23 protein-coding genes are annotated in these 25,153 nt (G+C 54.2%); 18 read left to right on the top strand and 5 right to left on the bottom strand.

What is annotated here, in order from left to right; all coding sequences use genetic code 11:
• Positions 1–29: 29 nt before the first annotated feature.
• The 4 genes from acnB to LDN84_RS16420 are packed head-to-tail and all read right to left on the bottom strand — an operon-like array spanning position 30 to position 5,381.
• Positions 30–2,612 (bottom strand): bifunctional aconitate hydratase 2/2-methylisocitrate dehydratase, encoded by a 2,583-nt coding sequence (acnB, locus tag LDN84_RS16405; protein ID WP_223904506.1) that lies wholly within the window; start codon positions 2,610–2,612, stop codon positions 30–32.
• Positions 2,613–2,670: 58 nt separating this feature from the next.
• Positions 2,671–3,327, bottom strand: coding sequence for a hypothetical protein (locus tag LDN84_RS16410; protein ID WP_223904507.1), 657 nt, complete (start codon positions 3,325–3,327; stop codon positions 2,671–2,673).
• Positions 3,324–4,370 (bottom strand): HpcH/HpaI aldolase/citrate lyase family protein, encoded by a 1,047-nt coding sequence (locus LDN84_RS16415; protein WP_223904508.1) that lies wholly within the window; start codon positions 4,368–4,370, stop codon positions 3,324–3,326. Before LDN84_RS16415 ends, LDN84_RS16410 begins: the two co-directional genes overlap by 4 nt.
• Positions 4,371–4,394: 24 nt before the next feature.
• Positions 4,395–5,381, bottom strand: coding sequence for a malate dehydrogenase (locus LDN84_RS16420; protein WP_223904509.1), 987 nt, complete (start codon positions 5,379–5,381; stop codon positions 4,395–4,397).
• A 179-nt stretch (positions 5,382–5,560) separates the two neighbouring features.
• On the opposite strand from LDN84_RS16420, the gene LDN84_RS16425 reads away from it, so the two are divergent.
• From LDN84_RS16425 to accD, 18 genes are all read left to right on the top strand, one after another.
• The gene (locus LDN84_RS16425; RefSeq protein WP_223904510.1) at positions 5,561–6,352 is read left to right on the top strand and encodes a GntR family transcriptional regulator; all 792 of its coding nucleotides are present in this window, start codon (positions 5,561–5,563) and stop codon (positions 6,350–6,352) included.
• Between the two features lie 209 nt (positions 6,353–6,561).
• Positions 6,562–7,005 carry a succinate dehydrogenase, cytochrome b556 subunit gene (sdhC, locus tag LDN84_RS16430; RefSeq protein WP_223904511.1) on the top strand — a complete coding sequence of 148 codons (444 nt, stop codon included), beginning with the start codon at positions 6,562–6,564 and terminating at the stop codon, positions 7,003–7,005.
• A gap of 14 nt (positions 7,006–7,019) precedes the next feature.
• A complete protein-coding gene (sdhD, locus tag LDN84_RS16435; RefSeq protein WP_223904512.1) occupies positions 7,020–7,385 on the top strand; it encodes a succinate dehydrogenase, hydrophobic membrane anchor protein in 366 nt (121 codons plus the stop codon).
• Positions 7,386–7,466: 81 nt separating this feature from the next.
• Complete coding sequence (sdhA, locus tag LDN84_RS16440; RefSeq protein WP_223904513.1) at positions 7,467–9,272, top strand: succinate dehydrogenase flavoprotein subunit; 1,806 nt, start codon at positions 7,467–7,469, stop codon at positions 9,270–9,272.
• Positions 9,273–9,326: 54 nt separating this feature from the next.
• Entirely contained in the window at positions 9,327–10,031 is a 705-nt protein-coding gene (locus LDN84_RS16445) for a succinate dehydrogenase iron-sulfur subunit (RefSeq protein ID WP_223904514.1), read from the top strand.
• A 10-nt stretch (positions 10,032–10,041) separates the two neighbouring features.
• Positions 10,042–10,353 (top strand): FAD assembly factor SdhE, encoded by a 312-nt coding sequence (locus LDN84_RS16450; protein ID WP_435405893.1) that lies wholly within the window; start codon positions 10,042–10,044, stop codon positions 10,351–10,353.
• The gene (locus LDN84_RS16455; RefSeq protein ID WP_223904515.1) at positions 10,350–11,660 is read left to right on the top strand and encodes a citrate synthase; all 1,311 of its coding nucleotides are present in this window, start codon (positions 10,350–10,352) and stop codon (positions 11,658–11,660) included. Before LDN84_RS16450 ends, LDN84_RS16455 begins: the two co-directional genes overlap by 4 nt.
• A 110-nt stretch (positions 11,661–11,770) precedes the next feature.
• Positions 11,771–13,219 carry a 3-isopropylmalate dehydratase large subunit gene (gene leuC / locus LDN84_RS16460; RefSeq protein WP_223904516.1) on the top strand — a complete coding sequence of 483 codons (1,449 nt, stop codon included), beginning with the start codon at positions 11,771–11,773 and terminating at the stop codon, positions 13,217–13,219.
• Between the two features lie 21 nt (positions 13,220–13,240).
• Positions 13,241–13,372: an entericidin A/B family lipoprotein gene (locus LDN84_RS16465; protein WP_223904517.1), complete on the top strand. Its 132-nt coding sequence runs from the start codon at positions 13,241–13,243 to the stop codon at positions 13,370–13,372.
• Positions 13,373–13,380: 8 nt separating this feature from the next.
• The gene (leuD, locus tag LDN84_RS16470) at positions 13,381–14,031 is read left to right on the top strand and encodes a 3-isopropylmalate dehydratase small subunit (RefSeq protein WP_223904518.1); all 651 of its coding nucleotides are present in this window, start codon (positions 13,381–13,383) and stop codon (positions 14,029–14,031) included.
• A gap of 29 nt (positions 14,032–14,060) precedes the next feature.
• Positions 14,061–15,146, top strand: a complete 1,086-nt coding sequence (gene leuB, locus LDN84_RS16475; protein ID WP_223904519.1) for a 3-isopropylmalate dehydrogenase — start codon at positions 14,061–14,063, stop codon at positions 15,144–15,146.
• Positions 15,147–15,208: 62 nt separating this feature from the next.
• Positions 15,209–16,372, top strand: coding sequence for an aspartate-semialdehyde dehydrogenase (asd, locus tag LDN84_RS16480; protein ID WP_223904520.1), 1,164 nt, complete (start codon positions 15,209–15,211; stop codon positions 16,370–16,372).
• Positions 16,373–16,603: 231 nt separating this feature from the next.
• A complete protein-coding gene (locus LDN84_RS16485; protein ID WP_317134799.1) occupies positions 16,604–19,249 on the top strand; it encodes a motility hub landmark protein FimV in 2,646 nt (881 codons plus the stop codon).
• Between the two features lie 32 nt (positions 19,250–19,281).
• Complete coding sequence (gene truA / locus LDN84_RS16490) at positions 19,282–20,064, top strand: tRNA pseudouridine(38-40) synthase TruA (protein WP_223913063.1); 783 nt, start codon at positions 19,282–19,284, stop codon at positions 20,062–20,064.
• A complete protein-coding gene (locus tag LDN84_RS16495) occupies positions 20,061–20,786 on the top strand; it encodes a phosphoribosylanthranilate isomerase (RefSeq protein ID WP_223904521.1) in 726 nt (241 codons plus the stop codon). The genes truA and LDN84_RS16495 overlap by 4 nt, the downstream gene beginning before the upstream one ends.
• 36 nt (positions 20,787–20,822) lie before the next feature.
• Positions 20,823–22,148, top strand: coding sequence for a tryptophan synthase subunit beta (gene trpB, locus LDN84_RS16500; RefSeq protein ID WP_223904522.1), 1,326 nt, complete (start codon positions 20,823–20,825; stop codon positions 22,146–22,148).
• Positions 22,145–22,996 carry a tryptophan synthase subunit alpha gene (gene trpA, locus LDN84_RS16505; protein WP_223904523.1) on the top strand — a complete coding sequence of 284 codons (852 nt, stop codon included), beginning with the start codon at positions 22,145–22,147 and terminating at the stop codon, positions 22,994–22,996. Before trpB ends, trpA begins: the two co-directional genes overlap by 4 nt.
• Before the next feature lie 72 nt (positions 22,997–23,068).
• Positions 23,069–23,941: an acetyl-CoA carboxylase, carboxyltransferase subunit beta gene (gene accD / locus LDN84_RS16510; protein ID WP_223904524.1), complete on the top strand. Its 873-nt coding sequence runs from the start codon at positions 23,069–23,071 to the stop codon at positions 23,939–23,941.
• 117 nt (positions 23,942–24,058) lie between these two features.
• Here the strand turns inward: accD and LDN84_RS16515 are convergent, their stop codons facing one another.
• Positions 24,059–25,153 (bottom strand): sulfate/molybdate ABC transporter ATP-binding protein, encoded by a 1,095-nt coding sequence (locus LDN84_RS16515; RefSeq protein WP_223904525.1) that lies wholly within the window; start codon positions 25,151–25,153, stop codon positions 24,059–24,061.

Raw genomic sequence — 25,153 nt, forward strand, 5'->3', positions numbered from 1 at the left:
CGTCACGAGATCAGGAACTAGCCCTCAGTTCAATTGACAGAAGCCGCTGCGTCGGTGTAGTCCTTTACCTTATCAAAGTTCAGATATTGATAAATCTTGCTGCTGGCAGCCGTGAGAACGCCCATATCAGCCATGTATTCAGCTTTAGTCGGGATACGACCCAGTTTGGAGCAAATAGCGGCCAACTCGGCGCTTCCCAAATACACATAACTGTTTTTGCCAAGGCGATTGGGGAAATTGCGCGTCGATGTCGACAAGACGGTGGCACCTTCTTTGACCTGCGCCTGGTTGCCCATACACAAGCTGCAACCAGGCATTTCCATACGTGCTCCAGCGCTGCCCAATACACCGTAGTGACCTTCCTCGCTAAGCTGTTTTGCATCCATCTTCGTCGGAGGTGCCATCCAAAGCTTGACTGGAATGTCGCGCTTGTTTTCAAGCAACTTAGAAGCGGCACGGAAATGTCCGATATTGGTCATGCAAGACCCAATGAACACTTCGTCAATTTTGGCACCGGCAACTTCAGACAATGTTTTGACATCATCTGGATCATTCGGGCAAGCCAAAATGGGTTCATGGATGTCAGCCAGATCAATTTCAATGACGCTGGCATATTCAGCATCAGCATCAGCCTTCAGCAGTTGAGGATCAGCCAGCCAGGCTTCCATGGCCTTGATACGGCGATTGATGGTGCGAACGTCTGAGTAACCATTGGCAATCATCCACTTGAGCATCACGATATTGCTATTGAGGTACTCAATGATTGGCTCTTTGTTCAGGTGCACAGTACAACCTGCAGCGCTACGCTCAGCCGACGCATCACTCAATTCAAACGCTTGTTCTACCTTGAGATCTGGCAGACCTTCAATTTCAAGAATGCGGCCCGAGAACACGTTTTTCTTACCTTGCTTGGCCACCGTCAATTCACCCGACTTGATCGCGTAAAGCGGAATGGCGTTGACCAGGTCACGCAGGGTAATTCCTGGCTGCATTTCACCTTTGAAACGCACCAACACACTCTCAGGCATATCCAATGGCATCACACCGGTAGCAGCACCAAACGCGACTAGGCCAGAACCAGCCGGGAAGCTGATACCAATTGGGAACCGAGTGTGGCTGTCACCCCCTGTACCGACGGTATCAGGCAACAACATGCGATTGAGCCAGCTATGGATGATGCCATCACCAGGGCGCAGAGGAATACCACCACGATTGCTCATGAATTCTGGCAACTCATGGTGCATTTTGACATCAACAGGTTTGGGGTAAGCAGCGGTATGACAGAACGACTGCATCACCAGATCAGCACTAAAGCCCAGACAGGCCAAATCTTTCAATTCGTCACGTGTCATCGGGCCAGTGGTGTCTTGAGAGCCAACACTGGTCATTTTGGGCTCGCAATAGGTACCAGGCACAACGCCTTGTCCTTCTGGCAAACCACAGGCGCGACCGACCATTTTTTGTGCCAATGTAAAGCCCTTGCCGGTGGCCTTGGGGTTTTGTGGCAAACGGAACAACGTGGACACCGGCAAGCCCAGTGCTTCACGAGCTTTGGCGGTCAACCCCCGTCCGATGATCAGCGGGATACGGCCGCCAGCACGCACTTCATCAAACAGCACTTCGCTCTTGACAGTGAACTCCGCAATAACTTTGCCGTCTTTGAGGGCCTTGCCTTCATAAGGACGCAGTTCAATGGTGTCGCCCATCCCCATCTGGCTGACATCAAGCTCAATCGGCAGCGCACCTGCATCTTCCATGGTGTTGTAGAAAATGGGCGCAATTTTGGAACCCAGGCAGACACCCCCAAAACGCTTGTTCGGAACAAACGGAATATCTTCCCCAGTGAACCACAACACGCTGTTGGTCGCTGATTTACGGCTGGAACCCGTGCCCACCACATCGCCCACATAGGCCACCAGATTGCCACGGGCACGTAAATCCTCAATGAACTTGACTGGGCCACGCTTGCCGTCTTCCTCTGGGGTAATACCATCACGCGCGTTTTTCAGCATGGCCATGGCGTGTAATGGAATATCGGGGCGGCTCCACGCATCAGGTGCAGGCGAAAGATCGTCGGTATTGGTTTCACCGGTCACCTTGAGGACGGTCAAGGTAATGCTTTGTGCCACTTCAGGGCGGCTGGTGAACCACTCGGCATCCGCCCAGCTTTGCAAAACAGCTTTGGCAAACGTGTTGCCTTTGTCGGCCTTTTCCTTGACATCATGAAACTGATCAAACATCAACAGTGTCTTTTTCAAACCTTCTGCCGCCACACCAGCCACGACCTCATCGTCCAGCAAGTCGATCATCGGTGTCAGGTTGTACCCACCGAGCATGGTGCCCAGCAATTCTGTGGCTTTTTCACGGCTGATCAGTGTGCATTTTTCAGTGCCATGTGCCACAGCAGCCAAATAGCTGGCTTTCACTTTGGCTGCATCATCCACGCCTGCGGGTACACGATGCGTAATGAGGTCGAGCAAAAAGGCTTCTTCGCCTGCGGGTGGATTTTTCAGCAGTTCAATCAACTCAGCAGTTTGTTGGGCATTGAGCGGCAAAGCGGGGATTCCGAGCGTAGCGCGCTCGGCAACGTGGGCACGGTAGGCCTGCAACATAGTGAACTCCTTCTAAATCTAAAAAATACAACGGCAAATAAAAACTTACTAAAACTGTTTACTGAACAGTTGACACGTGGGTTGCTTGCGCTTGAGTTGAACTCGACAAGTCCACAGCCAAAGGACTATCAAGCAAACTGGGGGGCGGTGACTTTTCCATCGCAGCTGCAAACGTAGCCTGGGCTGGTGTCATACAAGCATCAGCCAAGCGTATACCCAGCTTTTGACTCATTAACATGGATTTATTGGCCAGTTGCAACCAAACTGCACCAGCAATATTGTCTTCAAGGCGAATAGCTCCTGTACTGGAAACAACAGGAACCATTCGAAAACGAAATTTTTTAACACTGATATCGAAATAGCCTGGCAGCTTTGGGTCAACGGCGATAGTCACAGACTGCCCCATTTCACAACTAATACGCCCAACCTCAACCCGCTCCGCAATGGACAATTCGGCTGGAGAAAGTGCCTCCTCAGCTGCACGAGCACCGGCTGCCATTTGATTGGCCTGTGTTTTCAATTCCGCACGACTTTGAGAAGCTTTTTTAACTGGTTTCGACACCGAACCAGACTGAGGCACTTGAGCCAGTACCGCTGACGATGCCAATGCGCAAGCGCACAGCGCAACCCAACGCGTCACAACTCCCAAACCAACCGAAGACAAACATGATTTGCTCATAAAAGCTCTTTCAAATCTGGTAATTAACTTGTTCATGAACGGAAGAACTGTTGTGCAGGATCCTCATGGTGCAGCTTGGCAGTTTGATGCGCCCGCACCAGGATTTGCCAAAAAAACCGATAACTTGCACGGTCGTGCAAGACACCATCAACAGAAATAGGTGCCCAATCCGCCTTAAATGCTGAGCAAACAATCCGGCTGGCACGTTCAACTTCAACCTCATTGGGGGCAAAAGCCTTCAAAATTGGCCTGATTTGATCAGGATGGATACTCCACATTCGCCCGAACCCAAAAGCGCTACTGGCCCTGCGCGCTGCTGTTTCAAGAGCATCCGTATTTTTGAATTCAGTTACCACGCAATGGGATGCCACTTTACCAAAGGCATGACAAGCAGCAGCCACTTCAAGCTTGGCACGCACCACCAGTGGATGACTGAACTGATCCAAATCACCTGGCAAACTCTGGGCCGAAATACCCATAGCACTCGCAGGTATCAATCCACCATGAGCAGATACAAAATCCATCAACCCAAAACTTGCCGACTGCACCCTTGGGTGCGACACAATGGCAGCCACATTTTGCACAGCTGCAGGGGATTCAATCAGCACATGTATCGGCAAAGGCTCTTTTCGATGAGCGTATTGGGCCGCACGATCTACCGATTGCAGAGCACGCTCCACATCAGCCACCGAATCAACCTTCGGAATCATGACATGACACAAGGCTTGAGCAGCACCACCTACAATAATTTCTACATCTTGCTCGAAAGCCGGATGCTCCACCGGATGCACCCGAACTGCCACCCGTGAAAGACCTTCATTTGCTACATTTTTAATAGCTAATTGCGCTTTATTTAAGAGCGCCAAGACCATTAATGCATGGTCTTTTTCCGCACCAACTGGCGCACCGTCTTCGCAATCAAGCGTGACATCAAATACGCAGGCACCAAACTCCTCGGACAGTTCCGCCTGCATAACCAGACTTTTCTCCATCCGCGCTTCAACACCACAATAATGATCACATACCGGCAAAGGTGCCGCCATGGCAGCACCCAGCAATATGTCGCGCGGATGAGTCATCGAACCGTGCTCTTTGCTCAACAATTACAGCAGGTGAGCGACGCCAGCTTGTTCGTCCTGCAACTCTTTGAGTGTTTTATTAATGCACTCTTGGCTGAACGCGTCAATAGTTAAACCTTCCACCAGCTTGTATTCACCACCCTCGCAGGTCACAGGGAAACCAAACATGGTGTCTTTGGGAATACCGTATTCACCATTGGACGGAACACCCATCGTGACCCACTTGCCATTGGTGCCCAAAGCCCAGTCGTGCATGTGATCAATGGCGGCATTTGCAGCAGAGGCCGCCGATGACACGCCACGGGCTGCAATGATGGCCGCACCCCGCTTGCCCACAGTCGGCAAGAAGGTATTGGCATTCCAGTCGTGATCATTGATCATGTCTTTGACGCTTTCGCCATTGACGGTTGCAAAGCGGTAGTCGGCGTACATCGTCGGCGAGTGATTGCCCCACACCGCCATTTTTTCAATGTCAGCAACAGCTTTGCCAGTCTTGTCCGCCAATTGACTCAATGCACGGTTATGGTCCAGGCGCAGCATGGCGGTAAAGTTCTTGCGTGGCAGATCAGGAGCACTCTTCATCGCAATGTAAGCATTGGTATTGGCCGGGTTGCCCACCACCAACACCTTGACATTGCGGCTGGCCACAGCATTCAAAGCCTTACCTTGCGCAGTGAAAATTTCCGCATTCACAGCGAGAAGCTCGGCACGCTCCATGCCTGGGCCACGAGGACGCGAACCGATCAGCAAGGCGTAATCAACATCCTTGAATGCAGTCATCGGGTCGCTGTGAGCCTCGATACCAACGACCAATGGGAACGCACAGTCTTGCAACTCCATGATCACCCCTTGCAACGCTTGCTGAGCTTTCTCAACAGGAACTTCAAGCAGGCTCAAAACGACAGGTTGATCTTTACCCAGCATCTCGCCCGAGGCAATACGAAACAGAATGGCGTAACCAATTTGACCTGCAGCGCCGGTAACGGCAACACGAACGGGCTTTTTGCTCATGGTGGAATCTCCAAAAATGTTAAGAAAAATTCAGTGATTGAGAGGCACAAAACACAGCGCTGCACCTGTCAAGCTTTTCAAGTGTACTCTGGAAAATCCTGATTCGTCAATTTGTCTTATGTCTTATATAAGATATGATTCGCAAAAACGACAACCGTTAAAAATCGAGGCAAACCATCATGCAAACGTCTCCTGACAATGACTTGACAACGGCAGAACCCAGCGTACAGGCAAGCTCCCACACCACCGCTGCGTTTAGCCCTTTGTACCAGCAAATCAAGGGATTTATTCTCAACAGTTTGCATGCTGGCGAATGGAAGCCCGGTGAGTCCATACCTAGCGAAATGGAACTTGCCGCTCGCTTCAAAGTGAGTCAAGGCACCGTACGTAAAGCGATTGATGAACTGGCCTCTGAAAATCTACTTTTACGTCGACAAGGCAAAGGCACATTTGTAGCCACCCACGCAGAACAGCAAGTGCAATTTCGTTTTCTCAAACTTGTCCCGGACAGTGGCACACGTGGCAGCGAAGGCCCCGCTCAACGAGACATCATTGAATGCAGACGAAGCCGAGCTACGGCTGATGTAGCCCGCGCACTGGCACTGCGCACCGGAGATACCGTGTTGCAAGCCCGGCGTGTGCTGAGTTTTGGTGGATCTCCTATTATTCTGGAAGACATCTGGTTGCCAGCAGCGCCCTTTAAAGGATTGACTGCAGATAGGCTAGCCAACTACCAAGGCCCCATGTACGCACTTTTTGAAACAGAATTTAATGTGCGCATGGTCCGTGCCGAAGAAAATATTCGCGCCATACCGGCATCGGATGTGCATGAACTGCTACTCAAAGTAAAGCCAGGTACACCGTTGCTGAGCGTCGAACGTGTGGCATACACCTACAGAGACGAACCAATGGAACTTCGCCGTGGCTGCTACCGGACCGAAACACACCATTATCACAACACCCTGGGATGAAAAATAATTGAAATCCAACCTTCTTGTCAGATTGCAATAAGTTCCGAGAGAATTAACAAAAATTAACCGATGATCCCAACATCTTGACCGACAAAATTACCCGAGCTTGATGACACACAGGTGATTTTCTTGTTGCATTGCAATAGAATTTACAAGTGATCAGCATTCACTGGTTACCAAGCAGTTACTCAAAACATAGAAAGCAACGTATGTCTGACTCAGCGGCTAGCACAGCAAAAAAACGTCCCGAATTCCGCAACATCGACTTCCCCAGCCTAGTGAGCTACCGATGGCCCCTCGCCTCTCTGGCCTCCGGTATGCACCGGGTGAGCGGAGCCATCATGTTCTTCCTGATGCCATTCATCATCTGGATGTTTGACAACTCAATTTCTTCCGAAATTTCATTTCTGAAATTCAAAGCCGCCTTCAACGTCGGCATGTTGGGTTTACCTGGCTTCATCTGGAAACTGGTTGTACTCGGCTTGATTTGGGCAAGTCTTCACCACTTTATCGCTGGCTTGCGCCACCTCTGGATGGACACACACCACGAACACGTCTCCAAAGACTTTGGCCGTCAAACCGCTGCTGTCGTTTTGATTCTTACTCTTTCACTGACACTGGTACTGGGTGCCAAGCTGTTTGGTCTTTACTAATTTAGGAGCAACTCATGTCTGTAAATTACGGTTCACATCGCACAGTTGTTGGCGCACATTACGGCATGCGCGACTGGTTGTCGCAGCGCGTCACAGCAGTCATCATGGCACTTTTCACCGTGTTGGTGCTGGGACAGCTGATTTTGAGCAAAGGCCCTATTGGATATGAATTATGGGCCGGTATTTTTTCTCCTCAATGGATGAAGTCACTGACCTTCGTCGTAATCGCCTCGTTGCTATATCACGTGTGGGTAGGCATGCGCAACATCTTCATGGACTATGTAAAACCCTATGCTATTCGCTTTGTGATGCACGTGTTTGCCATTGTGTGGCTCACTGCATGTGCTGGCGGAGCCATTCAGGCCTTGTGGCGTTTGTAAAACGGTCTATTCAAGTCTAAAAGCTGGCCATCACAAACAAATCAGGTGGCTCGACATCCAACAACCAAGACAAAATTCATCATGACTGCAACCTCCAAACTTACCACGCGCAAATTTGATGTCGTCATCATTGGCGCAGGCGGCGCGGGTATGAGCGCGTCGCTGCAATTGGCCAACGCAGGCCTTAACGTGGCCGTTCTTTCCAAAGTTTTCCCAACACGATCACATACTGTTGCCGCTCAGGGTGGCATTGGTGCCAGCCTGGGCAACATGGCCGAAGACAACTGGCACTACCATTTTTACGACACCATCAAAGGTTCCGACTGGCTGGGTGATCAGGATGCCATTGAGTTCATGTGCCGCGAAGCCCCCAAGGTGGTGTATGAGCTGGAACACTTCGGCATGCCGTTTGACCGTAACCCGGACGGCACCATTTACCAACGTCCATTTGGAGGCCACTCCAGCAACTACGGTGAAAAACCGGTGCAACGCGCTTGTGCTGCTGCTGACCGCACGGGTCATGCCATGCTTCACACGCTGTATCAACAAAACGTCAAGGCGCGAACCAATTTCTTTGTGGAATGGATGGCGCTCGACCTGATTCGCGATGTGGATGGCGATGTGGTGGGTGTTACCGCCCTCGAAATGGAAACCGGTGAAGTTCACATCCTGCAAGCCAAAAGCGTCATGATGGCCTCCGGTGGCGCAGGACGTATTTTTGCAGCTTCCACCAATGCGTTCATCAACACAGGTGACGGTCTTGGCATGGCAGCCCGCGCGGGTATCCCCTTGCAAGACATGGAATTCTGGCAATTTCACCCCACCGGCGTGCACGGGGCCGGTGTGCTTCTGACTGAAGGTTGCCGTGGCGAAGGGGCCATTTTGCGCAACAGCAATGGCGAGCGCTTCATGGAGCGCTATGCCCCCACGATGAAGGATTTGGCACCCCGTGATTTCGTGTCGCGCTGCATGGATCAGGAAATCAAGGAAGGACGTGGATGCGGCCCCAACAAGAATTACATCAACCTGGACATGACACACTTGGGCGCAGACACCATCGCTCTGCGGCTGCCCAGTGTGCAAGAAATTGGTCACAACTTTGCCAACGTGGACATCACCAAAGAGCCTATCCCGGTGATTCCAACCAACCACTATCAGATGGGCGGGATTCCGAGCAGCATCAGTGGTCAGGTGGTTGTTCCCGATGGCACAGGTGCACAAAAAGTTGTCAATGGGCTGTACGCAGTCGGTGAGTGCTCTTGCGTAAGCGTCCACGGTGCCAACCGCCTGGGCACCAACTCCCTGCTCGACATTGTTGTGTTTGGTCGTGCGGCTGGCCTGCACATCATTGAATTCAACAATAAAAACAAAGAGCACAAACCTTTGCCCGAAAACGCAGCCGATATTTCCCTGGAACGGCTCAATCGCCTGAATTCAGCGAAAACAGGTGAATACGCGCAGACCGTGGCCAACGACATGCGTGACATCATGCAACAGCACGCCAGCGTGTTCCGCACTCAAGCCAGTATGGACGAAGGTGTCGTCAAAATTGGCAAACTAAGAGAGCGTGTTGGCAACATTACCCTCGCCGACAAATCCAATGTGTTCAACACCGCGCGCATTGAAGCGCTTGAAGTTGAAAACATGATTGAAGTTGCCCAAGCAACCATGGTCTCAGCTGCTGCGCGCCATGAATGCCGTGGTGCGCATAGTGTGCTGGACTACGACCGCCCGGCAGATGACCCAAGCTGCCCACTGGGCCGCGACGATACCAACTGGCTCAAACACACCTTGTGGGACAGCGCCACCAACAGTCTGAGCTACAAGTCGGTCAACCTCAAGCCGCAAACTGTGGCATCTATTCCACCCAAGGTTCGCACATTCTGATAATTTGCCGTAAAAACCTTGCGCGTTGTCCCCCTATGACCCAGAAAGCAAATCATGGCTAAACGTATTATTCAAATTTACCGCTACAACCCCGATACCGACAGCAAACCCTACATGCAGACCATTGAGATTGAACTTGATGGCACTGAGCGCATGTTGCTTGATGTATTAACCAAACTCAAAGCGGTTGACCCAACCATTTCGTACAGACGCTCATGCCGTGAAGGCATTTGTGGTTCCGACGCAATGAATATCAATGGAAAGAATGGTTTGGCCTGTCTGGTCAATATGCGGACATTACCGGAAACCATCGTGCTCAAGCCTCTGCCAGGCCTGCCGGTTGTTCGGGATTTGATCGTGGACATGACGCTGTTTTTCAAGCAGTACCATTCGATCAAACCTTATCTGGTGAATGACACTCGTCCTCCGGAAAAAGAACGTCTGCAAAGTCCAGAAGAGCGCGAAGAACTCAATGGCCTGTACGAATGTATTTTGTGTGCCAGCTGCTCCACCAGTTGCCCAGTGTTCTGGTGGAATCCTGACAAGTTTGTCGGCCCAGCAGGTTTGCTACAAGCGTATCGCTTTATTGCAGACAGCCGTGATGCTGCAACCAGTGAGCGCCTGGACAATTTGGAAGACCCGTACCGCCTGTTCCGTTGTACCACCATCATGAATTGCGTAGACGTTTGCCCGAAAGGCTTAAATCCCACCAAGGCTATCGGCAAGATCAAGGAACTGATGGTGCGTCGCGCCATCTGATGGCACTGATATGCAGTCACCCGGCATGGATGCAAGCGAAGCATTGATCGATGAAAGAGCGTTAAGCAAGCTCAAATGGCGCTGCCGACGGGGCTTGTTGGAGAACGATCTTTTTATCGAGCGATTCTTCAACCGGTTTGAATCCACGCTCACTGTCAAGCAGGCGCAAGGTCTAAACGCTCTAATGGATCTAAGCGATTCCGACCTGCTGGATCTGCATCTTGGGCGTAAAACCTTACCCCAGGTTGATGCAAATCTGGTAGTCGATGAAGTCTGTGAAGTTTTAAGTATGTTGAAAGCACCACCTGAAAGGTCAAAATGAAGCTAGCTGAAAATAAAGCCACCCTGTCGTTCAGTAACGGCAGTCCCAGCGTTGATTTACCTGTCTATCAAGGCACGGTTGGGCCAGATGTCATCGACATTCGCAAGCTCTACGGTCAAACAGGTATGTTCACGTATGACCCAGGCTTTTTGTCGACCGCATCGTGCCAATCGTCGATCACGTACATTGATGGCGACAAGGGTGAACTGCTGTACCGTGGTTATCCCATTGAGCAATTGGCAACGCAGTGCGACTATCTGGATACCTGCTACTTATTGCTGAATGGCGAATTGCCCAAACAACAAGAACGCCAAGATTTTCACAAGCTCGTCATCAACCACACTATGGTGAATGAGCAAATGCAGTTCTTCTTGCGTGGTTTCCGCCGTGACGCACACCCCATGGCCGTGTTAACCGGTTTAGTAGGGGCGTTGTCTGCGTTCTACCATGACAGTACGGACATCAACAACCCAGAACATCGCAAAATTGCAGCCATCCGTTTGATTGCAAAAATGCCCACACTGGTCGCCATGGCCTACAAATACGGCGTGGGTCAACCTTACATGTATCCGCAAAATGATCTCAGCTACGCGGGTAATTTCTTGCGCATGATGTTTGGTACTCCATGTGAAGAATACAAGGTTAATCCAGTTCTGGAGCGTGCCTTGGATCGCATCTTCATCTTGCATGCTGATCACGAGCAAAACGCCTCGACATCCACGGTACGCCTGTGCGGCTCTTCTGGCACCAATCCGTTTGCGGCTATTGCAGCAGGCGTAGCTTGCTTGTGGGGTCCTGCCCACGGTGGGGCCAACGAGGCCTGCTTGAACATGCTGGAAGACATTCAGCGCCAAGGCGGCATCGCCAAGGTTGGCCAGTTCATGGAACAGGTCAAAGACAAAAATTCTGGTGTCAAGCTCATGGGTTTTGGCCATCGTGTTTACAAAAACTACGACCCACGCGCCACCTTGATGCAAGAAACCTGCAACGAAGTGCTCTCTGAATTGGGTCTGGAAAATGATCCCCTGTTCAAACTGGCCAAAGAAGTTGAAAAAATAGCGCTGGAAGACGACTATTTTGTGCAGCGCAAGCTCTACCCGAATGTTGACTTTTACTCAGGCATCGTGCAGCGTGCCATTGGCATTCCAGTCAACTTATTCACGGGTGTCTTTACATTGGCACGTACCGTTGGCTGGATTGCTCAACTGAACGAAATGATCAGCGACCCGGAATACAAAATTGGCCGTCCACGCCAATTGTTCGCAGGTTCTGCGACACGCAACGTCACACCTGTCGGTGACCGCTAAGCCTACATACCTCTAAAAAACCCGCCGGCTGGCAACACCGGCGGGTTTTTTATTTGCAAAGAAACCTTTCCCGTAGCCGTTTAAAATCGTCCGCTTACCAAGGAATCACAATGGGACGCACCCTTTACGACAAACTTTGGGACGAACATGTCGTCCACACCGAAGAAGATGGCACTGCTTTGCTTTACATCGACCGCCATCTGGTACACGAAGTCACCAGCCCGCAAGCTTTCGAAGGCTTGCGCCAGGCCCATCGTCAAGTTTGGCGCATCAGTTCCATCGTGGCGACCGCTGACCACAACACCCCCACCACCGGCTGGGAACTGGGTTACGACGGCATCACCGACCCCACCAGCAAAGAACAAGTCCTCACGCTCGATGCCAACATCAAAGAATACGGCGCGGCTGCCTATTTCCCCTTCATGTCGCGCCGCCAAGGCATCGTGCATGTGATTGGACCTGAAAACGGTGCCACCCTGCCCGGCATGACCGTTGTTTGCGGCGATTCCCACACCTCCACACATGGCGCTTTTGGCGCACTGGCCCATGGCATCGGCACCAGCGAGGTGGAACACGTCATGGCCACCCAAACCCTGCTGGCCAAAAAAGCCAAAAACATGCTGGTTCGGGTTGAGGGTGTATTACCACGCGGCTGCACTGGCAAAGACATTGTGCTGGCGGTGATTGGCAAAATTGGCACCGCAGGTGGCACAGGCTACACCATTGAATTTGGTGGTGCAGCCATCCGCGCCTTAAGCATGGAAGGCCGCATGACGGTTTGCAACATGGCCATTGAAGCCGGTGCTCGAGCTGGCTTGGTGGCCGTAGATGAAAAAACCATTCAATATGTCAAAGGCCGTCCCTTGGCCCCAGGCTCCAACGCACCCAATACAACTGCCGCAGCCGTCGAATGGGATCAGGCCGTTGCCTACTGGCACACATTACATTCAGACCCAGACGCGTATTTTGATACGGTCATAGAGATTGATGCCTCTCAACTCATGCCGCAGGTAACCTGGGGCACATCACCTGAAATGGTATTGGGTATCAACGACCGAGTACCAGATCCTGACCGTGAAAAAGACATCAATAAACGCAGCGCCATTGAACGTGCACTAACCTACATGGCACTTGAGCCCGGCAAAGCTCTGAACGATTTGTATGTCGACAAAGTCTTCATTGGTTCTTGCACCAATAGCCGAATTGAAGACATGCGTGAAGCCGCTGCAGTGGTGAAAACATTGGGGCGTAAAGTGGCGCCCAACATCCGCTTGGCTCTGGTGGTGCCTGGCTCCGGTTTGGTCAAAGAACAGGCTGAACGCGAAGGTTTGCACGAAATTTTCCGGGCCGCCGGTTTTGAATGGCGCGAGCCTGGTTGCTCGATGTGTCTGGCTATGAATGCAGACCGCCTGGAACCGGGTGAACGCTGTGCATCCACCAGCAACCGCAACTTTGAAGGACGTCAGGGTGCGGGTGGGCGCACCCACCTTGTGAGCCCCGCCATGGCAGCAGCAGCAGCCATTTACGGTCACTTTGTCGATGTCAGAAAATTTGTTTAATCCGTTTTTCCCAATCACCTCATGAAATCGCTCATCACATCCTTGCTGCTTATTGGCCTGTTCACACTCACAGCTTGTAACACTGTCAAAGGTGTGGGTCAGGATCTGCAAAAAGCAGGCTCAGCCATTGAAGGTGCCGTCAAGAAAAATTAAACCCTATCATGCAAAAATTTAACTTACTAAAGGGCTTGGTGGCCCCCATGGATCGGGAAAATGTCGACACGGATGCCATCATTCCCAAGCAATTTCTCAAATCCATCCGTAAAACCGGTTTTGGTCAAAATCTATTTGATGAGTGGCGTTATCTGGATGCAGGTTACCCTGGCCAAGATCCTGCCAGCCGTAAACCCAACCCGGACTTTGTACTGAACCAGCCACGTTATCAGGGAGCGTCCATCCTGCTGGCGCGCAAGAATTTTGGCTGTGGCTCATCACGCGAACATGCCCCATGGGCACTGGATCAATTTGGTTTTAGAGCCATCATTGCACCCAGTTACGCCGACATCTTCTTCAACAACAGCTTCAAAAATGGCTTGCTGCCCATTGTGCTGCCCGAGCAACAGGTTGCTCAACTGTTTGACGAAGTAGCCGCGTTTCCGGGCTATACCTTGACCATTGACCTGGAACACCAAGTCATCATCAAACCCAATGGCGATGAACTACCCTTTGAGGTTCAGGCCTTCCGCAAATATTGTTTGATCAACGGTTTGGATGACATTGGCCTGACCTTGCGTCACGCCGAAAAAATCAAGACATTTGAAGCCCAACGTTTAGCACAAAAACCTTGGCTAACCCATACCATGCTTGCGTAAGCAACTCTACATTTAATAGCTAACAAATCATGAAAATTGCAGTTTTACCCGGTGATGGTATTGGCACCGAAATCGTGGCAGAGGCGGTTAAAGTCCTCCAGGCCCTGGACTTGAAGTTTGAGATGGAAACGGCCCTGGTCGGCGGTGCCGCCTATGAAGCCCACGGCCACCCTCTGCCCGAATCCACCTTGAAGCTTGCCAAAGAAGCCGATGCCGTGCTGTTTGGTGCCGTTGGCGACTGGAAATACGACAAGCTCGACCGCCCCCTGCGCCCGGAGCAAGCCATCTTGGGGCTGCGCAAACATCTGGGACTGTTTGCCAACTTCCGGCCAGCCATTTGTTATGAACAACTGGTGGGTGCCTCCAGCCTGAAGCCCGAGCTGATTGCGGGACTGGACATTCTGATCATCCGCGAATTGACTGGCGATATCTATTTTGGTCAACCACGCGGGCGGCGCATCGCCACCGATGGTCACTTTCCAGGCAGCGAAGAAGCCTTTGACACCATGCGCTACAGCCGCCCTGAAATCGAGCGCATTGCCCATGTGGCCTTCCAGGCTGCACGCAAGCGCAAGGCAGCTGGCTCCGAAGGCCGCGTCACCAGCGTCGACAAAAACAACGTGCTGGAAACCTCCCAGTTGTGGAAAGACGTGATGGTTGAGATTGGCCTGCAATACACGGACATTGCGCTGGATCACATGCTGGTCGACAACGCAGCCATGCAATTGGTCAAGGCCCCCAAGAAGTTTGACGTATTGGTCACCGGCAACATGTTTGGCGACATTTTGAGCGACGAAGCCTCCATGCTCACCGGCTCTATCGGCATGCTGCCCTCAGCCTCCATGAACGCCAACAACCAAGGCTTGTTTGAACCCAGCCACGGTAGCGCACCGGACATTGCTGGCAAAGGCATTGCCAACCCTTTGGCCACCATCTTGAGCGCGGCCATGATGCTGCGCTTCAGCCTGAACCAAGGTGCAGCGGCCGACCGCATTGAGGCTGCCGTCAAGTCTGTTCTGGAACAAGGGCTGCGCACTGCAGATATTTACAGCGCAGGCACGACCCGCGTCAGCACCCTTGAAATGGGTGATGCTGTGGTCAAGGCACTGAAATAACAGGCATAGTGTGGGTTCAAGTAACCCAAGATGTGGATTCAATATTCTGAAAGGGTAATGTGATGAAAGTTGGAAATTTGGTAGGTTTGGTCGGCTGGCGCGGCATGGTCGGTTCTGTTTTGATGGATCGCATGCAAACCGAGGGGGATTTCGCCCTGATTGAACCCGTGTTTTTTTCCACCTCCAACGCCGGGGGCGCTGCCCCGGCGTGGGCCAAAAACGAGACCACATTAAAAGATGCGTTTGACATTGACGCCCTGAAAAAATGCGACATCATCATCAGTGCCCAAGGTGGCGACTACACCACTGAGGTTTTCCCCAAATTACGCACAGCGGGCTGGACGGGCCACTGGATTGATGCGGCCTCCACCCTGCGCATGAAAGACGATGCCATCATCATCCTGGATCCGGTCAACCTGCCCGTCATCCAGTCTTCTCTAGCCAAAGGTGGCAACAACTGGATCGGCGGCAACTGTACCGTCAGCTGTATGTTGATGGGTGTGGGTGCGCTGTACAAAGCCGGTCTGGTGGAATGGATGAGCACCCAAACCTACCAGGCCGCCAGCGGCGGTGGTGCGCAACACATGCGTGAATTACTCACCCAATACGGCACACTCAACGCCGAAGTCAAAGCCTTGCTGGATGACCCCAAATCCGCCATTCTGGAAATTGACCGCAAGGTGATCGCCAAACAACGTGCCCTGACCGCCGCAGAAACGGCCAACTTTGGTGTCCCACTGGGTGGTTCGCTGATCCCATGGATCGACAAAGACCTCGGCATTGGCAAACAATCCGATGAACCCGGTTGGGGCATGTCGCGTGAAGAATGGAAAGGCATGGCCGAAACCAACAAGATTTTGGGTCAAGGCCCCCTGTTTGGCAGCACCGAAACACCCGTCGACGGCTTCTGTGTGCGCGTGGGAGCCATGCGCTGCCATAGTCAGGCACTCACATTCAAACTGAAAAAGAACGTACCCAGTGCGGACATTGAAGCGATGATCGCTGCCGACAACGCCTGGGTCAAAGTAGTGCCCAACAACCGTGAAGCCACCGTGAAAGACCTGACCCCGGTAGCCGTCACCGGCACACTGAGCATACCGGTAGGCCGCATCCGCAAACTCGCCATGGGGCCAGAATATGTGGGGGCCTTCACCATTGGGGATCAACTGTTGTGGGGCGCTGCAGAACCTTTGCGCCGCATGTTGCGGATTTTGCTGGAGGCATGATGTCCTTTGCGGCCTGCCAAGATCAGCGTCTGAAGGTTTTGCAGGCCGTTGTCACACAACCACATAGAATCCAGATCGCACTTACTAAAAACTCAAGAGCAAGTTCATATGCTTGCTCAACTTGTCATGCCAAGACATTGATGTTATGGTGCTTTTTCTTGATTTAGATGACAGACCAATGACACACATCGCAGAGGTTTGTGATGGGCGACAGAACCGGAGTAGACAAAATTGATAGTTAAGTCTCATCGTTGGCAACTCACCGCTGTGACGGTAGCTGCACTCACGGGGTTATGGGCAACCCATGCAAACGCACTGTCTTTGGGACGGGTGTTTGTTCAATCCTCGCTAGGGGAAGCACTCAAGGCCGAAATTGAGATCCTGGACATCAACGCTGACGAAGCCGCCTCACTGAGTGCACGGGTTGCACCGCCTGAGTCCTTCAAATCTGCAGGCCTGGACTACAACCCGGTTATGGCCAATTTACGTGCCAAGCTGGCACGCCGTGCCAATGGTCAGGCTTATCTGCAAATCAGCAGTGACCGGCCTGTCAACGACCCGTTTGTAGACATGATTCTGGAAGCAAACTGGAGCTCTGGTCGCATCGTGCGCGACTACACCATGCTGTTTGATCCCCCCAATCTGCGCCAGACTGCCGCAGTGCCACCGACACTGGCCCAGGTTCCCGTCGCGGCCTTGCCCGATGCCATCACACAACGCCCAGCAACCGCGTTGCCGGCTCAAACTACAAAACCTGCCGCAGCAGTGGTTCCGGCCCCTGCCCGCGCCAAAGCCAAGCCTGCTCAAACCACCACACCCCCATCACCTGCTCCAGCAGCACAACGCCAGGAGTCCAAACCGGCACAAGTGAATGTCAAGGCGGGTGATACAGCAGGTCGTATTGCGGTGGCGCATAAGCCCGAAAGTGTCTCGCTGGATCAAATGCTGGTGGCCATGCTGCGCACCAATCCGGATGCCTTTATTGGTGACAACATCAACCGCATCAAGGCTGGTGCCGTGGTCACACTGCCCACCGAAGACCAAGCCAGCGCGACTTCAGCAGAACAAGCCCAAAAAATCATCTTTGCGCAAAGTAGCGACTTCAACACTTTCCGCCGTCAACTCGCAGATCACGTACCCACCACACCCACCAATCTCTCTGCTCGTGCGGTGAGTGGCAAGATAGAAGCCAGCGTCAAAGACAGTAAACCCCAAGTCGCGACACCAGACAAACTCACACTGACCAAAGGTTCGGTCACAGCCCATTCTTCTGAGGATCAACTGGCTAATGCCAACAATGATCAAGCCATTGCCAACCGCAAAGCAGAGCTGTCCAAAAACATTCAAGAGCTGAACAAACTTGCGGCCAGCTCAAGCGGTGCCACCAAACCCGCCGCCCCAACCAGTGGCCCCATCCCAAATCTGGATGTTCACAGCCCGATGCCCACATCGGCGCCACTGGCGCAGGCTTCTGCACCCACGGCAGCCGCATCCTTAGCCATCACACCACCAGCTCTTGCGGCCAGCGCCCCAGCAGCAGTCGCATCAGCTGCGGCAACAAGTCAAGCCTCCGCCCCCAAGAAACCTGTGTCCAAACCAGTGCTTGCGCCGCCTGCACCGGTCACAGAACCAAGTTTTGTCGATACCCTGCTCGAAAACCCCTTGCTGCCATTGGGTGCAGGCGGTTTGATTGCCTTGCTGGCTGGTTTTGCTTTTTACAAAGTTCGTCAACGTAAAAAAACCGCAGCGCTGGACAGCTCGTTCCTTGAAAGTCGTTTGAATCCCGAGTCTTTCTTTGGTGCCAGCGGTGGCCAAAACGTGGACACCAATGACAACCCCGTGACAGGTTCATCCATGATTTATTCGCCCAGCCAGCTGGATGCGGTGGACGACGTGGACCCTGTCGCCGAAGCGGATGTGTATCTGGCCTATGGCCGCGACCTGCAAGCCGAAGAAATCCTCAAGGATGCCCTGCGCAGCAACCCCAATCGGTTGGCCATCCACCAAAAACTGCTTGAGATATATGCCAAGCGAGGCGACACCAAAACCTTTGAGGCTATTGCGACTCTGGCATTCAATCTGACCAATGGCACTGGCCAGGATTGGGAGCAAGTGTGCGAAAAAGGCTTGGCGATCGACCCTGACAATGTGCTTTATTTGCCTGGAGGGCAACCCCAGGCAGTCCCCAGCGCCAGCACAAGCCCAATGGCACTGGAAACCGCAAACGCCATCACGGACCACAGCGCAGACGACTTGTCACCAGAGCAATTAGCGCCAGCGACGGACCTTGATCTCGACCTGGATCTGGATTTCTCCCTGGATGAGCCAGCACCAGGAGGCAGCACCAACTTGCTCCCGCCAGTTGAGCCAGCTGGGACGATGCCAAGCCCACAAGCCAGCGAACCCGACTTCAGCACCGAACCACTGCCTTCGCTGTCGATGGAACCTCTCCCGTTCGACATGCCAGAATCTGCACCACAACCGGCACCCGTGCCTAGTGCAAGCAACGAGCTTTTGGCCATGGATGGTCTGGACTTTTCCCTTCCCGATACACCGGAATCATCGGCATCGGATGGATTCAACAAAACCCAAACCTTAGACAACACTTCAGCAGCCACTCCACCTGCGCAGCCTGATTCAGGCATGCTCGAATTTGATCTGAGCTCACTCTCGCTGCACTTGGACGATGAGCCCATCACCGAATCCGGTGCCATGCCCAACGCCATCGAAAACCCGCTTGAAACCAAATTGGCCTTGGCTGAGGAATTCAAAGCCATTGGGGATGACGACGGTGCACGCGCCCTGATTGAAGAAGTGATTGCCGAAGCTGCAGGCGAGATCAAGACCAAAGCGCAGCGCGCGCTCAAGCAACTCTGACACCACGGATGGTGCAAGACCGGCAGGACCGCGTGCGACTGGCGCTGGGCATCAGCTACCAAGGGGGCCATTACCAAGGCTGGCAAAGCCAGTCGTCCGGGCAAACGGTGCAAGACCAGCTTGAAAAAGCCCTGAGCCAATTTGCCGACCACCGTGTCTCCACCCTGTGCGCCGGCCGCACCGATGCCGGGGTGCATGGTCTGATGCAGGTGGTGCACTTCGACACCCCGGTGAACCGCCCCGAGGCCTCCTGGGTGCGCGGGCCCAACGCCCTGCTGCCGCGTGACATTGCGGTGCAATGGGCCCGGCATGTTCCGGCAGAATTTCACTGCCGCGCCAGCGCCCTGTCACGCCGTTACGCCTACAGCCTGCTCGAATCCCCGGTGCGCCCCAGCGTGGAACATGGCCGGGTCGGCTGGGTACATCGTCCGTTGAACCTCGAATTGATGCAACAAGCCGCCGCCCGGCTGCTGGGTGAACACGATTTCACCTCGTTTCGCGCCAGCGCCTGCCAGGCCTTGTCACCGGTCAAACACCTGATGCGCATCGACATCTGCCGCCGCGGGGCCTACTGGCGCTTTGAATTTGAAGCCAATGCGTTTTTGCACCACATGATCCGCAACCTGATGGGTTGCCTGCTGCTCGTTGGCGACCAACGCCGCCCACCCGAGTGGATCAGCGAGGTGCTGGCGGCGCGTGACCGTGATGCCGCGGCCCCCACGTTTTCGCCCGACGGGCTGTACTTTTTAGGCCCCTGCTATGCCCCGCATTGGGGCCTGCCAGAGCGCACCCCACTTTTTGACCTGCTGCCATGACCAACAACCCCGCCCCAAGCACGCTGCTGCGCACCCGCATCAAAATCTGCGGCCTGACCCGCGAATCCGATGTCGATGCGGCCGTCTCAGCCGGGGTCGATGCGATTGGTTTTGTGTTGTACGCCAAAAGCCCGCGCCATGTGTCGGCCCAACGCGCCGCCGAATTGGCCCGCAGACTGCCGCCCTTTGTCACCCCGGTGCTGCTCTTTGTCAATGAAGCCACTTCAAAAATAATAGCTGCTTGCGCAAGTGTATCGGGGTCTATCGCCCAATTTCATGGTGATGAAACCCCTGCAGATTGCTGGGCCGCCAGCGCACAGGGCCAGCGCCCCTACCTGCGTGCGGCCCGGATTCCCATGGGTGAAGCCGGGCGCGGCTTTGATCTCTTAAAATTCGCCCAAGATTACTCACAGGCTCAGGCCATTTTGCTGGACGCGCACATTGACGGGTTCGGCGGTGGCGGGCAAACATTCAATTGGTCACTGCTTCCTCCAAACGTCAACGCTCACCTCGTCTTGAGTGGTGGGCTGAACGCTGCCAACGTGATCGATGGCATCACACAGGTGCGTCCACGCTGTAAATCGCTCAGCGTCGACATCAGCTCCGGTGTTGAGGTGCCCGGCCAAAAAGGCATCAAAGACCCCACAAGAATTCGTGAGTTTGTCGCTGCCGTTCGTCTGGCAGACCAACTCTTCAATGACAAATCAGCCTCTAGCCCTTGATACACAAACGCAAGCAGCTATTCAATTGATACCATCATGTTTGACTACCAACAACCCGATCCACGCGGTCACTTCGGCATCTACGGAGGCAGTTTTGCCTCTGAGACCCTGACCCACGCCATCAACGAGCTCAAAGCCGCCTACGCCAAGTACCAGTTCGACCCCGAGTTCATCGCTGAATTCGAATCCGAACTGGCCCACTTTGTCGGCCGCCCCTCCCCCGTCTACCATGCGGCGCGCATGAGCCGCGAGATGGGTGGGGCACAAATCTTCCTCAAGCGCGAAGACCTGAACCACACCGGCGCGCACAAGATCAACAACACCATCGGTCAGGCCATGCTGGCCAAGCGCATGGGCAAACCGCGCGTGATTGCCGAAACCGGAGCTGGTCAGCACGGCGTCGCCACCGCCACCATCTGTGCCCGCTACGGGCTCGAATGTGTGGTCTATATGGGCAGCGAAGATGTCAAGCGCCAAAGCCCCAACGTCTACCGCATGAAACTGCTCGGGGCCACCGTGGTGCCCGTCACCAGCGGCAGCCGCACCCTGAAAGATGCGCTGAACGAAGCCATGCGCGACTGGGTTGCCAACGTCGACAACACCTTCTACATCATCGGCACCGTGGCTGGCCCACACCCCTACCCGATGATGGTGCGCGATTTCCAGAGCGTCATCGGCAAGGAATGCCTGGTGCAAATGCCCGAGATGCTCCACGCCGCTGGCTGCAACACCGAGCAACCCGATGTGGTGGTGGCCTGTGTCGGCGGTGGGTCGAATGCCATGGGCATCTTCTACCCTTACATCCAGCATGAAGCCACCCAACTGATTGGCGTCGAAGCGGCTGGCGAGGGCATCGACAGCGGCAAGCACTCGGCCTCCATCCAGCGCGGCAGCCCCGGCGTGTTACACGGCAACCGCACCTATGTGCTGCAAGACGAGAACGGCCAGGTGACTGAAACCCACAGCATCAGCGCCGGACTGGACTACCCCGGTGTTGGCCCCGAGCACGCCTTTTTGAACGACATTGGCCGCGCCCAATACGTCGGCATCACCGACAAGGAAGCGCTGGAAGCCTTTCACTACCTGTGCCGCACCGAGGGCATCATCCCGGCGCTGGAATCCAGCCACGCCGTCGCCTATGCCATGAAACTGGCCAAAACCATGCGGCCCGACCAGTCCATTCTGGTCAACCTGTCCGGCCGCGGTGACAAAGACATCGGCACGGTGGCCGATTTGTCCAAGGCCGACTTCTTCTGCCGCCCCAGTTGCCAGGGCCAATCGGTCAAAGGTGATGGTCAAAATGTGTCTGTAGCCCTTGTGAAACAAGCGCAAACAGCTGCTATTTCAGGAGCATCCAAATGAGCCGCATGGCCGCCACCTTCACCCAGCTTAAAGCCCAAGGCCGCAAGGCGCTGATTCCGTTTGTCACTGCGGGCTTCCCGTTTGCCGACATCACGCCCGAACTGATGCATGCTTTGGTGGCCGGGGGCGCTGATGTGATTGAACTCGGCGTGCCGTTTTCCGACCCCAGCGCGGACGGTCCGGTGATCCAGAATGCCGGCGACAAGGCCCTGGCGTTTGGCATCGGCATGACCCAGGTGCTGGACATGGTGCGGGTATTCCGTGAGCAAAACCAGACCACCCCTGTGGTACTGATGGGCTACGCCAACCCGGTGGAGCGCTACAACCAGGTTCATGCAGCTCCTAAAACAGAAGCTACTCATGCAATAAACACAAGGGCTACAAGCCCATTTGTGCGTGATGCAGCAGCAGCGGGGGTGGATGGTGTGCTGGTGGTGGACTACCCACCGGAAGAGTGTGAAGACTTCGCCGCCGAGCTCAAAAGCCATGGCCTGGATTTGATTTTCTTGTTAGCACCCACTTCCACCGACGAGCGCATGCAGCAAGTGGCCCGCATCGCCAGCGGCTACGTGTACTACGTGTCGCTCAAGGGGGTCACTGGCTCAGGCGCACTCGACACCGGGGCGGTAGAGGCTATGCTGCCTCGCATCCGCGCCCATGTGCAGTGCCCGGTCGGTGTCGGTTTTGGCATTCGGGATGCCGCCACCGCCAAGGCCATTGGCCGGGTTGCCGATGCGGTGGTGATCGGCAGCAAGATCATTCAATTGATTGACAACCAGCCGCGCGACCAGGTGGCGGCCACGGCACAAACCTTCCTGCGCGAGATTCGCACCGCATTGGATTCATAATCCGCCGTTGAAACTTTTCGGGGCAGTGCGCTGCAACTGCGGCCTTCTGTCCCGCCCCCTTAGGAGAAAAGCATGAGTTGGCTTGAAAAACTGCTTCCCCCCAAAATCCAGCAAACCGACCCCAAAGACCGGCGCGCCATCCCTGAAGGCCTGTGGATCAAATGCCCCAGCTGCGACACCGTGTTGTACAAAGCCGATCTGGAGCAAAACCAGAACGTTTGCCCCAGTTGCAACCACCACCACCGCATTGGTGCACGCGCCCGGCTCAACGTCTTTCTGGACAACGAAGGCCGTTATGAAATCGGCCAGGAAGTGCTGCCGGTGGATGCGCTCAAATTCAAAGACAGCCGCAAATACCCCGAGCGCCTGAAAGAAGCCATGGAAAACACCGGCGAGACCGATGCGCTGGTGGTCATGGGTGGTACGGTCATGAGTATCGGGCTGGTGGCGGCCTGCTTTGAATTTGAATTCATGGGCGGCAGCATGGGTTCGGTGGTCGGTGAGCGCTTTGCCCGCGGTGTGCAAACCGCCATTGATCAAAAAGTGCCGTTTGTCTGCTTTACCGCCACCGGTGGTGCACGTATGCAGGAAGGCTTGCTGAGTTTGATGCAAATGGCCAAAACCAATGCCTCGCTGACCCATCTGGCCAAGAAAGGCCTGCCCTTTATCAGCGTGCTGACCGACCCCACCATGGGCGGTGTGAGCGCCGGGTTTGCCTTTCTGGGCGACGTGGTGATTGCCGAACCCAAGGCCTTGATTGGTTTTGCCGGCCCACGGGTGATTGAGTCCACCGTGCGCGTCACCCTGCCCGAAGGTTTTCAGCGGGCCGAATTCCTGCAAACCAAAGGCGCCGTCGACCTGATCTGTGACCGCCGCGAACTGCGCAAAACCATTGCCAACACCCTGGCCATGCTGACACGCCAGCCCGCTGACGCGGTGAGTTAAAGACTTTTTTGCCTCTTATTCCGTTTCTAAATCATTCGTGTCTAGGCGCGAAGCCGCAGGCAGTGCAGACGCACGACAAGGCGAAGCAACAACGACACGGATGATTTTGAAATGGAATTAAGCTACAAACACCCGCGCCCGGCGCGGTGTCAGTACCAGTGTGTCGCCTTCCTTGAACTCAAGCTCACGGTAATGCTGGGCCGGAATCTGGGCTTCAATGATGTCGCCACTGCCTGCGGCTGAGGCATCCAGAGGCAAGAGTTCCAGGCGGGCAATGGGCCCAATCACCATGGCGCGGGTCAGCTTGGCCACAATGCCGCGCTGCTCAAAGTTTCCTGGCACATAACGCTGCACATCCAGATCATGCGGGCGCACATAGGCAAAAGCCTTGCTGTCCTGCACCTCGCTGTGCTCCGGTGTGGCCAAACGCAGACCTTGCTGGTCTTCACCAATGAGCATTTCACCTTCATGGGCGCGACCATGAAACAGGTTCACATCGCCCAAAAAGCCATAAACAAACGGGCTGGCAGGGTGATCCCACACCTCTTGGGGTGAACCAATCTGCTCCACCTTGCCAGTGTTCATCAGCACCACACGGTCGGCCACTTCCAACGCTTCTTCCTGGTCATGGGTGACAAAAATGCTGGTGACATGTAAATCGTCATGTAAACGGCGCAGCCAGCGGCGCAACTCTTTGCGCACCTTGGCATCCAGCGCACCAAAAGGCTCGTCCAGCAGCAACACCTGCGGCTCCACCGCCAGTGCCCGCGCCAGGGCAATACGCTGACGCTGACCACCTGAAAGCTGTGAGGGGTAACGGTCCGCCAGCCAATCCAGTTGCACCAGACCCAGCAGGTCATGCACCTTTTGCTTGATCACAGTTTCAGACGGGCGTGTGGCCTTGGGCTTCATACGCAGACCAAACGCCACGTTGTCAAACACACTCATGTGGCGAAACAGCGCGTAATGCTGGAACACAAAACCCACGTTGCGTTCACGCACATGTTTGTCTGTGGTGTCTTGCCCATTGAACAAAATATGCCCCTGGTCAGCCGTTTCCAGCCCGGCAATGATGCGCAACAGTGTGGTTTTGCCGCAGCCCGAAGGCCCCAGCAAGGCCACCAGTTCGCCAGACTCGATGTCCAGGCTGACATCGCGCAGGGCGTGAAAGTTGCCAAAGTCTTTGCTGATGTGACGGATTTCTATGCTCAT

Source organism: Rhodoferax lithotrophicus, from assembly GCF_019973615.1.
Classification (GTDB): Bacteria; Pseudomonadota; Gammaproteobacteria; order Burkholderiales; family Burkholderiaceae_C; genus Rhodoferax; species Rhodoferax lithotrophicus.